At 44.3% G+C, this 13039-nt stretch carries 10 protein-coding genes; all 10 read right to left on the minus strand.

Features of this window, described 5'->3' with window-relative positions:
* Positions 1 to 1695, minus strand: a 1695-nt coding sequence (locus OO184_RS23575) for a type VI secretion system Vgr family protein (protein WP_265381256.1), incomplete at its 3' end; no start/stop codon positions are given.
* Positions 1696 to 2785: 1090 nt separating this feature from the next.
* Positions 2786 to 3250: a cytochrome c oxidase assembly factor Coa1 family protein gene (locus tag OO184_RS23580; RefSeq protein ID WP_265381257.1), complete on the minus strand. Its 465-nt coding sequence runs from the start codon at positions 3248 to 3250 to the stop codon at positions 2786 to 2788.
* A gap of 562 nt (positions 3251 to 3812) precedes the next feature.
* Complete coding sequence (locus tag OO184_RS23585) at positions 3813 to 4100, minus strand: hypothetical protein (protein ID WP_265381258.1); 288 nt, start codon at positions 4098 to 4100, stop codon at positions 3813 to 3815.
* Between the two features lie 76 nt (positions 4101 to 4176).
* Positions 4177 to 5166, minus strand: a complete 990-nt coding sequence (locus OO184_RS23590; protein WP_265381259.1) for a putative type VI secretion system effector — start codon at positions 5164 to 5166, stop codon at positions 4177 to 4179.
* 76 nt (positions 5167 to 5242) lie between these two features.
* The gene (locus tag OO184_RS23595) at positions 5243 to 6244 is read right to left on the minus strand and encodes a putative type VI secretion system effector (RefSeq protein ID WP_265381260.1); all 1002 of its coding nucleotides are present in this window, start codon (positions 6242 to 6244) and stop codon (positions 5243 to 5245) included.
* A gap of 77 nt (positions 6245 to 6321) precedes the next feature.
* The gene (locus OO184_RS23600) at positions 6322 to 7317 is read right to left on the minus strand and encodes a putative type VI secretion system effector (RefSeq protein WP_265381261.1); all 996 of its coding nucleotides are present in this window, start codon (positions 7315 to 7317) and stop codon (positions 6322 to 6324) included.
* Positions 7318 to 7393: 76 nt separating this feature from the next.
* The gene (locus OO184_RS23605; protein ID WP_265381262.1) at positions 7394 to 8395 is read right to left on the minus strand and encodes a putative type VI secretion system effector; all 1002 of its coding nucleotides are present in this window, start codon (positions 8393 to 8395) and stop codon (positions 7394 to 7396) included.
* 76 nt (positions 8396 to 8471) lie between these two features.
* Positions 8472 to 9461: a putative type VI secretion system effector gene (locus OO184_RS23610; protein ID WP_265381263.1), complete on the minus strand. Its 990-nt coding sequence runs from the start codon at positions 9459 to 9461 to the stop codon at positions 8472 to 8474.
* Positions 9458 to 12064: a T6SS effector BTH_I2691 family protein gene (locus OO184_RS23615; protein ID WP_265381264.1), complete on the minus strand. Its 2607-nt coding sequence runs from the start codon at positions 12062 to 12064 to the stop codon at positions 9458 to 9460. The genes OO184_RS23610 and OO184_RS23615 overlap by 4 nt, the downstream gene beginning before the upstream one ends.
* A partial coding sequence (locus tag OO184_RS23620; RefSeq protein WP_265381265.1) for a DUF4123 domain-containing protein occupies positions 12061 to 13039 on the minus strand: 979 nt, incomplete at its 5' end. The genes OO184_RS23620 and OO184_RS23615, both read right to left, overlap by 4 nt.

Raw genomic sequence — 13039 nt, forward strand, 5'->3', positions numbered from 1 at the left:
CTGCTGATCCGCGCTGATAAACAGCCCCTTCCCGGCCCGGATCGCCCCCCAGTCGTCGGTGCGCAACTCAAACCCTTCGCCGCGCTTGTTGGGATGCGGTCTTTGTCCGTCCACCAGATGGCCCAGATTGAGCTGACTTTTCCCGCCGTATTCGGTACTCAGTTTGATGTGCTCTTTTCCGCGATCATCGTCCATGCGCAGTTTGTTGTTGGCCGGGGTGCGTAACACGTTGCGTCTGTAGTTGTAGAGGGTCACATGGTCTTCGTACCGGGAGTCATGCAACGCATGAGCGATGTAGGGCCGGTCCGGGTTACCCTGTTCAAACGCGATCGCCACTTCCGTTCCCTGGATCAGCGGCCAGTGAAAACCGTGAGTTTTACCGGCATACGGCCGGGCTAAACGCACCCACAGGCTTTCGCCTCCCAGCGGCCATTCATCCAAATCAAAATCAAATTTGACGCGGTAACGCCCCATTACATCAATATGGCCGTAGGTGTCGTTCGGCCAGTCGCTGGTCACCCGCGCCGGAACCGTACCAGCAATCACCGGCCGCTCTCTCAGCAACGGCCGGTAGCTCAGCACTTCGCTGTAAGGAATGCCGCTAAAACTGACCAGATAGTTGCTGTCACGCCGGGCGCTGCTGTGCATGGAGACAATCAATACCCCCGCTTTTCCCACCGCCGCCGGTCTCTCCCCTTCCAGCTCCAGCACTAAACCGGGCACTAACATCGAGGAGGAACTTTGACCACGGATCAAGTGCTGCCGGTACAGGTCGCGTTCGTGATGCAAACGGGCGTAGAATCCCGCCGTTTCCGGCGCCGGTTGGATTTGTTCTCCCTTCTCAAGAAAGTTATCGCCATAGCGATACACTTCACCAACTACGGTGGTATCCCGATCCCGGCCGACCTGATATTGCAGATCCTTGTCCGCCTCCCGGTAGTTGTAGTCCCGCACCTTCACACCTTGCGTCACCACCTGATGTTCAACGTGCAAATCCCACACCGAATCACAACAACTGTGATTCATGCCCGCCGGGTCACGTAATGGTAAACGCACGTCGTACTGATAATTGCGCTGGTTATCCCCGAACCGCACCACTTCGATCCCCAGACGGCCATCCATTTCGAAGCGATACCAGATCCCCACTTCCGCCAGAATCCGCTGGATAAAGTCCAGATCGCTCTCCTGCCACTGCACCACCAGTTCCCGCTTTGGGTAATCCCGCACCAGCGTAAACAGAAAATCCTGCCCGCGAAATTCGTGTCGTTCACGCAGGATCTTTTCCACAATTTCCGGGACCGACTGGTGCTGATAAATCCCACTGCGCCGGGTGTGACGCAGCAACGCCAGATAAGGCTCCAGACAAACCTGATAGCGCGTTTCATCCGCCGAGGCGGCCAGCCGGTTAAACCGGGTGATGACGCCGTGTACTTTACGCACCTGTTCCGGGTTTTCCGGCGCCTGCAAGATAAACGCGGCCGGTTTGTTCAACATCGCCGCCGGGTCGATATCCCGGGTCGGGCTGGTGAAATCAATGGTGTAGCAATACGGGGCGCACAGGCGTTCTTCCCCGGTGAAGCTGAACACCTCCAGTTCGGCATTGCAGCGCCGGATTTCAAGCCGGTAGCGGGCATGGCCCGGCAACACGGGTTTACTCGCCTGGCGCTGACGGGCGCGCAGCATTTTTCTGTCCATCAATGGTTTTCCTCCGATATCAGATAAAACGGTCGGTTCTCTCAGCGAAAAGGGCGTCCCACTTCTTCGATAAAGTGCCAATAGTTATAAGCGGTTATGTCAATTCAACTCCCGAAAATCCAACCGAATATATTCTCGGTTGTTAACCCTGATAAATGCGGGGAACAGTCAATTGATGCCGGTATTGCTTAATTGAGAGCTAACCAGAATAAAAATAATCGCGAAGGCCAGTGATATGCCCCCGAATTAATAGATTCATTAATTACCTATAGGGTGACTGAATAATTTATATCCTCCCTGCGGGTGAATATAAAGATCAAGTCTTTTTTTATCAAACAGCACAATATGCTTAATATCAACGGCGAAATTCATCCTATTTAAACCAAATATAAACAGGATTTAATTTGTTTATATAAAAAGATTGCATTGATTTAAATAATATGAAATCAATTCACCTTTCTGATATTCATTTCGTTCAAAATCATTGAAATAAAGTCTATTTTTATATTATTTTCAATATATTAAGTAATATCAAAACACTCACCTTATGATTAACATTCACTATCATCAATACGTTACCGATGCGTAAAAAAGGAATGATTCTCAGTTATATTCTGCGAATGAGAATAGATTGCATTATTTAGCATAACGCTATCAATATATTGTCGCTCTTGATGCCAAAAATGATATATCTCCAACCGAGCACCCAAGAGATATAACCGCAACCCAAATGCGGCCAGCCATATTAAGCCCACCATACCAAAAATTATCCGCCATTGTTGCTGCCTGATGTATCCAGAACAGAACACATAGCAAGTCATACCAATGCAAACAATAATCATGCCTGAAACCAGCCAATGCCACAGGATTACGATGACAGCGTTATTCCGGCCCATACTCTTACCTTTATAGAAAACATTTGAAATAACCTAAAAACCACATAGAAAAAACAATATCTTATGGTACAGAATAAAATACCATTAACTCTACTTTGCTTAATTTTCTCTTTTAAGAATGATTCTCATTACTTCCCAATTAAATTAAATCGGCTCAAAAGAGTTCTAATAATACGATATAAAGAAAATAATCTTTATTTCATGGAATTACCGCCCGCCAGTACATCGATCAACTGCTCGCCTGAATCAGGTTGAACCGTAATACTTTTATATCGCCAATGTCCTGTATGTTTATCTGCATCAACATACACCGTACCACCAGATCGATTTCCTGTTATAGGAATTTCAAATCCCGCTTCACTCTCGCTAATACTGCCGGAAACAAACCAGCCTGCTTCAATTGGCTGGCCTAAAACACTTTTCACCGCAGGATTAGATTGCGCCAGTGATAATGCTTTTTTATAGGGCTCCGAAGATTTCATTGCGCTCATGGCAATGGTAAATACACCTGCGATGAAAACCGGAATAAAACAGACAATCATCCATTTCCATTTACGCACCAACCAACTGCGTTTTTCAGGAAGAGAAGACATACCCGTCGTTGATTCGTCATCCGATAAACTCCACTCTTTTTGTATCGTTACATTTTTTTCTTTCATCTCTTTAATACCTTTTCATTCGGGCGAAATGCCACGTTATCTTATGTTCGAACTTATTATTCCATCAGATATAGGGGTAGAACCCTATTTACAGTTTTTTACAACTCATTTAACTATTGCTTATTTTCCTCTTTAATCGTGAAAGCAAAACCCATCACCATTTCATAATGGTTATCATTATCCTTTCCTCATATAGCGATGTTACTGTTTTGTTTATTTAACTCTTTTTCTCCTTTTCAAGGATCATTCTATTCAGTTATTGGCTTCTCCTTACAACCATAGAAACTAGTTAGATTCAAAATCGTGTTTTTAGTTCAAAAAAAATTCATCACACAGAGAAAATCTTAACTCACAGATAAAGTTTATCTTTTTTCAATCCCCTTTTACCCTTACATCTCTTTCTGAATACTCGTCATTATCCAGTTCAGCCACGAATAGATAACAGAGTATGCTTTTCATGATTGCACTACGCCCTGTTTATCAGACTGACTCATTAACGGCTTTTCTCTGTTATCAGAATCTTTTAAATCTAAAGTTGAATGCTTGGTTTCAGGGTAGTTAACTACACAACGAAAACCGTTGACACAGAGTATTTCAACGCTTCCAACACCCTATTCACTTTGATTAATGGCTTACGAGGGGGCAATTCCGGCGGCTCTTTTGCCAATATCGCATCCAGTTCAGGGATTTTTTCTTTTGTTTTTGCAATCTCCTTTTCTGCCTCTTCTCTACCTTCTGGATGGCTTACTATCCAGTCAAGGTTAACTTCAATCCATGTATCAAGACTGCTTCTCTGCCTTTTTATCTCTTCAAAGTCAATAGGGTCTTTTAAAAGCTCATATGTATTCATGAGAGCACCTTAATTGCATCGGCAAAGTTTTTACTTTGTTCTTCACACTATTGATTCCTGTTTTTAATTACTTGAATCAATAATAGTAATAATTGCTTATAAAACAGTATTTATCCGGCAAGACTTCTTCACTGTTTTCAGGTGATGGATTAGCCCTTATCTCCTTAAGCCTTTTCTTGGTTAGTTTCTCAAGACTAATATCTTGCGGATTAGGAAAACCTAATACTGAGAAAATATCCTGGGCCAGTTTAATTGACTGCCACGGCTTTTTAATGCTGACAAAATATGCATAGAAAGAAAATACGGTTGCCACAAACATAATACATAAGGTTAAAATATCTGGCCCATCCCAAAAACTGCCCCCACCTGAAAAAAAGATAGCACCAAGACAAATAGCTACAATCATAAAAAATACGCAGAAAGTATAAAAGACTTCATCCCATGCTTTTGATCGTATCCCTTTATTACACCAAGGAATAATAGAAATAGTTCTCAGTTCAGGCTTTGTCAGCGCATAAACAACATAATGCTCTTCCTGTTCCACCACAACTAACTCGACATAATCACCTGTTTTTACTGTGGTCAATCCTAACCAACCATGAAAAGGGATGCCATTGATTTTCCCTTGCACAAAATGATAATCGCTAGATAACCTTATTTTAGTCTGTGAATTCACCGCAGACCAAGAGGTATTCCCCATCATCGCAATCAATAGAGCGCCAAACTGTTCATTCTCCTCCTTACGGGCAAATTCCTCAGGAGCATATTCGCGTTCAGTAAAATAACCTTTGACACAGAGCGTCTCGAATTCCTCCAATATACCACTCACTTTAATTAATGGTTTATGAGGGGGCAATTCCGGTAATGGCGGTTCTTTTGCCAATATTGCATCCAGTTCGGGGATTTTTTCTTTTGTTTTTTCAATCTCCTTTTCTGACTCTTCTTTACTTTCTGGGTGGCTTACTATCCAGTCAAGATTAACTTCAATCCATGTATCAAGGCTGCTTCTCTGCCTTTTTATATCCTCAAAATCAATGGCTTCTTTAAAAAAACTACGAGTACTCATAAACCCTCCTTAATTGCGTCAGCAAAACTGTTACTTTGTTTTTCACACTATTGGCTCCTGCTTTTAATTACCTGAATCAGTAATAGTAATAATGACTTGCGAAACAAGCTTTATCTGGTAAAACTCTTTCGCTATCTTTACCCGATTCTTTATTCGGTGAATTAGCCTTGATCTCTCTGAGCTTCTTCTTCGTGAATTGGTGAAGGTTGATATCTGTAGGGTTAGGAAAACCTAACACAGTGAAAATTTCTTCGGCTAATTTAACTGTGGGTCTGGGTTTTTTTAAGCGGCAGTAATACGTGCTGGGTGCAAATATTGCTATCATCAAAGCACAAAATGGCAGCATGTATTCCAGAAGCACAAAAATATCTTTCATAAAAAAAACATCTGCCATTATTAAAAGAAGTAGATAAATCGAAAAAAAACAGCAAGTACCGAATATCTGTTCTTTAGCATCTGAAAGAATGCCCGCCTTACAACGTGGTGTCATAGAAACTACCCTTAATTCAGGATGTGCAATCGCATAAACCACATAGTGCCCCTCCTGCTTGGTTACCGCTAATTCTACGTAATCACCTACTTTTGCCACGGTAAGCCCCAACCAGCCGTGGAAGGGAATGCCATTAATTTTCCCCCGCACAAAATCACAAACATCACTTACCCGAACTGCCGTCTGTGAAGTTACAGCCGCCCCTGAACTATTTCCTGCCATCGCCAGCAACAGTGCTCCATACTGATCATGTTCTTCCTTACGAGCAAAAGCGGCCTGATAATATTCACGATCAGTAAAATAACCAAGTACACACAGGGTTTCGAACTCTTCTAATACGCCACTTACTTTGATTAATGGCTTACCCGGCAGTAATTCCGGTGGCGGTGGCTCTCTTGCCAATATTGCATCCAGTTCAGGGATTTTGGCTTGAAGCTCCTCAATCGCTTTTTCTTCCTCCTCTCTATCCTCAGGATAGCGTGGAATTATTATTTCTCTCTTAATCTTTACCGATATATCAATATCTTTTCTTTGACGTTTTATTTCTTCAAAATCAATGGCCGCTTTAAGAGGACGACAGGTACTCATAAGCCCTCCTTAATTGCGTCAGCAAAACTTTTACTTTGTTCTTCATACCGTTAGTTCTGTCATTTGATTACTTGAATTCAGTAATAGTAATAATAGCTTGCAAAACAAGCCCTATCTGGCAAAACCCTTTCACTTTCTTTACCGGCTCTCTCACCTAATGAATTGGTCTTGATTTCTTTAAGCTTCTTCTTTGTAAGTTTCTCAAGGTTAATTTCCGTAGGATTAGGAAAACCCAATACAGTAAAAATCTCCTCAGCCAGCCTGAATGTTGGTTTAGGGTTTCTCATGCAGGAAAAATAGATTAACGGTGAAAAGAAAACCGCCAGCCCCCCCCAAAATGAAGACATATATTCTATATATCCCACAAGATCTTCCTTAATAAAGAAAAACCACATTATCACGGACATAAAGAAAATAACTAAAGAACAATACCATGTACCAAGTACCTGATATTTGGCATTTGAATGAATCCCCTGTTTACAACGCGGTATCATCGATATCACCTTTAATTCAGGATGGACAATCGCATAAACCACATAATGCCCTTCCTGCTCGGTTACCGCTAATTCAACGTAATCGCCGACTTTTGCTACAGTAAATCCCAACCAACCGTGAAATAGCACACCATTGATTTTCCCCCGTACAAAATCACAAACGTCACTTACCCTCACAGTGGTTTGTGAATTAGTACCTGAGGTATTTCCTGCTACCGCCAGCAATAATCCCCCATACAGTTCTCGTTCTTCCTGACGGGCAAAGGCGGCTGGATCATATTCACGATCAGTAAAATAACCAACCACACACAGGGTTTCGAACTCTTCTAATACGCCACTCACTTTGATTAATGGCTTACTAGGTGGTAATTCTGGCGGCGGCGGTTCTTTTGCCAATATTGCATCCAGTTCGGGGATTTTTTCTTTTGTTTTCTCAATCTCCTTTTCTGACTCTTCTTTACTTTCTGGATGGCTTACTATCCAGTCAAGATTAACCTCTATCCATGTATCAAGGCTGTTCCTCTGACTTTTTATTTCTTCAAAGTCAATAGCATCTTTATAAGGACGACAAGTACTCATATGCCATCCTTTATTGCATTAGCAAAACTTTTACTTTGTTCTTCATACAGTTAATTCCTATTTTTAATTACTTAGATCAGTAATAGTAGTAATAGCTGGAATAACAGCTCTTATCAGGCAAAACTCTTTCACTCTCTTTACTAGATTTTCCTTCCGGATAATTAGCCTTCATTTCCTTCAATTTTTTCATCGTAAATTGATAAAGATTAATTTCTGTAGGATTAGGAAAACCTAATACCGTGAAAATCTCCTCAGCCAGCCTGAATGTTGGTTTAGGGTTTCTCATGCAGGAGAAATAGATTAACGGTGAAGCGACAATCGCCATCAATCCCCAAAATGACGAAATACATTTCATATAACCAATAATATCTTCTCTAACTTGCTCACCAAAAATTCCCCCTATCATGAAAATACAGAAAAACAATAAAGAACCATACCAAGTGGCACGTATCTGATATTTGGCATTCGAATGAATACCCTGATTACAACGTGGCGTCATAGAAACTACCCTTAATTCAGGATGCGCAATCGCATAAACCACATAATGCCCTTCCTGTTCAGTTGCCGCTAATTCAACATAATCATCTACCTTTGCGGAAGTAAACCCCAACCAGCCATGAAAGGGGATGCCGTTGATTTTCCCTCGCACAAAATCACAGACATCACCCCTCCGAACGTTGGTTTGCGAATTAGATCCAGAAGTATTTCCTGACAACGCCATTAATAGCCCGCCATACAATTCCCGCTCTTCCTTACGGGCAAAGGCAACCGGATCATATTCACGATCAGTAAAATAACCTTTAACACACAGAGTTTCGAACTCTTCCAATACGCCACTCACTTTGATTAATGGCTTACTGGGCGGTAATTCTGGCGGCGGCGGTTCTTTTGCTAATATTACATCCAGTTTGGGGATTTTATCTTTTGTTTTTTCAATCTCCTTTTCTGACTCTTCTTTACTTTCTGGGTGACTTACTATCCAATCAAGATTAACCTCAATCCATGTATCAAGACTGCTCCTCTGCCTTTTGATTTCATCAAAATCAATAGCCTCTTTATAAGGACGAAAGGTACTCATAAACCCTCCTTAATTGCGTCAGCAAAACTTTTACGTTGTTCTTCACACAGTTAATTCCTATTTTTAATTACCTGAATCAGTAATAGTAATAATGGCTCAGGATACAAAGCTTATCCGGCAGTATTTCTTCACTATTTTCAGGCGATGGATTAGCTCTTATCTCCTTAATCTTTTTCTTAGTTAATTTACTCAGACTAATATCCTGTGGATTCGGGAAACCCAACACTGAGAAAATATCCTGAGCCAATTTAACTGACGGCCACGGCTTTTTGATGCTGACAGAGTATGCATAGAAAGAAAATACGGTTGCCACAAACATAAACCATAAGGTTAAAAGATCTGGTCCATCCCAAAAACTGCCCCCACCTGAAAAAAAGACGGTGCCAAGACAAACGGCAATGATTATAAAAAATACGCAGAAAGTATAAAAGACTTCATCCCATGCTTTTGACCGTCTCCCTTTATTACAACACGGCGTGATAGAAATCGTTCTCCGTTCAGGGTTCGTTAATGCATAGACGACATAATATTCTCCCTGATCGGTCACCGCTAATTCAACATAATCACCTGTTTTCACTGTCGTCAACCCTATCCAACCATGAAAAGGGATGCCATTGATTTTCCCCTGAACAAAATGACATATTTCACTCAATCGCACTTCAGTCCGTAAATTCACTGCGGCCTGAGAGGTATTTCCCAACATCGCCAGCAATAATGCACCAAATTGTCTATTCTCCTCCCGGCGGGCAAATTCTTCGGGGTCATATTCGCGATCAGAAAAATAGCCTTTGACACAGAGTGTTTCCCACTCTTCCAACACCCCACTCACTTTGATTAATGGTTTACGCGGGGGCAATTCCGGCGGCGGCGGCTCTTTTGCTAATATCGCATCCAGTTCAGGGATTTTAGCTTGAAGTTCCGCAATGGCTTTTTCTACCTCTTCTCTATCTTCAGGGCGACGCTGAATTCTTTCTTGCTTCACCTCTATCCATGTATCAAGACTACTTCTCTGACGTTTTATTTCTTCAAAGTCAATGGCACCTCTTAACATCTGACAAGTATTCATGAGATATCCTTAATTGCATCAGCAAAACTTTTACTTTGTTCTTCATACAACTTATCTTTCTGTGATTCAGGGGAAATCCATTGAGTAGCTTCCAAGCCCTTCACCGGCTCTAACCCAAAAACACAACTACGGCACCATTTTTGTAGATCATTATCGACATATAATGAAACCAGCCACTCAAGAATAAGAATCCCAAGCATGACTTGCCAGCTAGCCAGAAAGCCAACCACCCTACCGGCAGCCAAAGATCCCAACATTTTTAATGTAGTTTCTAAAACCCCCCTCTCTATCAGCTTTCTCTCTAGCAATACTTCTAACAACCCGCCGGATGCTTTTAGCATTGCGCCTATATCAACCCCAATTTTGCAACCGATTAATCCAAAATACTGCCAACGCCGTCTGCCATGCAATTCAGATTCAAAATCACTAATATCTACCCCCAGATTCAGTGCAGAAGCGAGCGTGCCCGCACTCGAACCAATAAATTTAATCGTGTTGGCAGCAGCCATATTTTCTATTCCGTGCTTCACCATCGGCTCCACAATCTCCATTGCTGTACTCAGTGTGCTTAAAAACGCGGCGGTCACCTGGGCGTGGCTCTTGGTATCCCCTTTACTCTCTTTTCGCTGATTGGCATACTCCAGCCCGTTAAAAAATAAGACTAATAACTTAATCCGGGATTTTTTTAATACCGGTTCCCCTTCGGCACTTTGAGCAAATTTTTCAAAGTTAGATTGATATTTATTACTTTTTTCCAACCGCTCCTCAGAACCCGGTCTCTTAAGTCTTTCCAATACTTGTTGCCGAAACGCATTACCCTCCTTAAGCTGTGATACCGACAAATCAACCGCCTGATCAAACGCCACCCCTGAAATCACCGAGAATAGCCCCTTACTCAGCATTTCATTGGTGCTATTCAGCACTTTTCCTAAACGGGTAAAATTAAAGAACCGGTCGCCCAACGTCACCAGTCTCCGATCACTGTGCAACATCGCCCGGGCAAAGGTGCTGTTGGTTTTGGGCGGCTTTTCCAGCGCTTCATTCGCTTTATCGTAGGCTTCAGTCAGTTTTCCACTCAGCGTCGTCACCGTTTTCATAAACGCTGAGATGTCCGCCGGTTTTTCATTCCCCTTATTCAGCTTCATCTTCTGTAAAAACTCGTCCATCTCTTTCATGACGTCTGGGTTATTCAGCAATAATGAGCGCCAGACAATATTGTCCGGTGACCACGCGGAATATTGATCGATTTGATCATCTAAAAAGGCACAGCCCGTTTCGGTCACATTCAGCGAAGCGATGGCATAATCCACGGCCTCGCGATAATTAAGGTTGTCCTCCAGTCGGGTGGAATGGAAATCCTGACAACAGGTGATAAACCCGCTCTGTTTTAACCAGCTCACTCTGAACCGGGCCAGTGGCTCCAGCTTTTTCGCCACTTCGGCACAAAGATCGGCATAACACTGGTTAAATGCCTGTCGTTTAGCCAGATCCAGCTCTGCCGCATATTTCTTCCAATCACGGGCAAAGGCTTGCTTATCCGATTCGATGGCGTGACGGATTGTATCCTCTCTGAGTTTGTCCCACTCCTGAACGGACAAACCCTCAGAATCCGCCCAAGCGATATCCTCTGTTTTATCCGGCTTTTTGATATGTGTGGCGTGCATTTGACGCAACTGATTCTCCACCCCATTCAGTGAACTGTCGGTCATAAACTCAATCGACAATTCATCCAGAAAGGTTTTATGCGCCCCAACAATATCATCACTCCAGCCCGCTAATTCATGCGCTATCCCGATCGGATCATGCAACGCGATTAACACCGGCGAGACCGGCGCACCATCATCTGCCAGCCCCCGTTTTTGCATCGCCCTGACCGTGATGTCCGCACACCCCGCCCGCGTTTTACTCCACGGATACAAGGTGCCCTGCGGTCTCACCGCATTGTGATAAACTTTATAGTAGGGTGCCTCTTTCAGTGTCCCGCTGATACGCGCCGCTTTCGGATTACAGGGCAAAACATATTTACCTGAGTCATTGTCGCCCAGACAGTAATCGATGACGGTATTCAGGTTCTCTATCGTCGCCTGAGCAATCCCCACCCCTTCCGGCACCCCGCGCCACTGCCACGGTTTCACGCACTGCATCCGCTTTTCCCGCGCTTCGCGGTTGTTGTGATAATACTCAATGGTCTCCCGGCTCCACATGGAGGGAGAGAAAGCCAGCCAGGTTTCCTGACGCAAGGCGATATCCCTTAGCGCAATAAATTCCATATTGGCGCTCTGATGGGTCGGCGCATGACAATCTGCGGTTTTCTTGGGGAAGATACCAAAAGGGGCATTCAGATTTTGCCACAGTGCGCCATCCTCGCTAACGCTCCAGGTATCCCAGCTCTCCCGTTCACCTAATCCGGCATTAACGTAATAGACATACAAAAATCCCTGCCGTAAGGCACGCAGCGCATAATGGTAACCCGGTGCCGTCGGCTCTGGTGTTTCCGCCCACACCGGCAAGGTTTCAGAAACGTTATCAGGCACCACGGTATAACGCACCGGCAGCAACGCTGGTCCAGTGGACTCACACATCCAACATAATGATCGATTCATAACAAAATCTCCGGGTTCTCTAAAGGAATAATGGCAGGATTGAGATGGCCGCACTCACGAGCCAGTACCGACCATGCTTCTACTGTCAGTCCAGCGGTTCGCTCGACATAACCGCCAGCGCTCTCGCCGCTTTCATTGGATAACAACGACTGTATTCGGGGGTGTAAATCAATCTCCGGGTGATATAGCAAGCCGTGCAATGCACAGGTTTCCAGCTCCAGAGCATCATTAAAGGCATAGCGTGCGGTTACCCGACGCAACAAAGCCAACATAATATGCAGGGATTCAGTCTCCGTCCGGCGTAACTGATTGCGGTGCGCCTGACGATATTGTCGCAGTGCCCGATTCATCGGCCCTGACCAGACCATTTCTGCCACCTGTGCCGCGGTCAATGACAGTGAAAAAGTGTACAGTTCCTTCGCCGACCGAGCATTGTCCCGATGCAGTAACCGACCGTCGCCGTCAAGCAGATACCAGTCGGTTAACGGCCCCAACAGACGCGAGCGTTGCCAGCTATCTAGCACCGGCCATATAGCATGGTTCACTGTCGGATCGTAAAAACGCAGCACGATTTGCCGTACAGGTGACAATGTTTGTACCGCAATCATCCCGATATGGTGCGCAATAACGGAGGCCGTGCTGGCACTAAACAGCCAGCCACACACCATCCGCCCGCGCCCGGCAATCAACTCTGCCGGGTCCGTTTCCTGCAACGCCTGCGTAACGCTCAGCGCCAGCAGTTCAGCATCCTCAGACTGATTGATATCCAGTGATATCAGCCAAGGGGAATAGCGGGATTCGAAACGATGATGTTTTATCTGCGTCGGTATTGCCGCCGGCTGATGATTCAGGATGGCCGCCGGTAATCGCTCTTCTTGTCGGTTATTGAGAAAAACCGCCGGGTCAACCAGCAACCATCCTCGTCCATTGTGCCGGGTAAACACCGTATGCAATTCAGCCAACAGACTGGTTCTC

Origin of the sequence: Photorhabdus aballayi, assembly GCF_026153155.1 — a bacterium.
Lineage (GTDB): Bacteria > Pseudomonadota > Gammaproteobacteria > Enterobacterales > Enterobacteriaceae > Photorhabdus > Photorhabdus luminescens.

Coding starts and splice junctions, on each gene's coding strand:
- OO184_RS23580 (WP_265381257.1), bottom strand. CDS start 3,250: ATGAAAGAAAAAAATGTAACGATACAAAAAGAGTGGAGTTTATCGGAT.
- OO184_RS23585 (WP_265381258.1), bottom strand. CDS start 4,100: ATGAATACATATGAGCTTTTAAAAGACCCTATTGACTTTGAAGAGATA.
- OO184_RS23590 (WP_265381259.1), bottom strand. CDS start 5,166: ATGAGTACTCGTAGTTTTTTTAAAGAAGCCATTGATTTTGAGGATATA.
- OO184_RS23595 (WP_265381260.1), bottom strand. CDS start 6,244: ATGAGTACCTGTCGTCCTCTTAAAGCGGCCATTGATTTTGAAGAAATA.
- OO184_RS23600 (WP_265381261.1), bottom strand. CDS start 7,317: ATGAGTACTTGTCGTCCTTATAAAGATGCTATTGACTTTGAAGAAATA.
- OO184_RS23605 (WP_265381262.1), bottom strand. CDS start 8,395: ATGAGTACCTTTCGTCCTTATAAAGAGGCTATTGATTTTGATGAAATC.
- OO184_RS23610 (WP_265381263.1), bottom strand. CDS start 9,461: ATGAATACTTGTCAGATGTTAAGAGGTGCCATTGACTTTGAAGAAATA.
- OO184_RS23615 (WP_265381264.1), bottom strand. CDS start 12,064: ATGAATCGATCATTATGTTGGATGTGTGAGTCCACTGGACCAGCGTTG.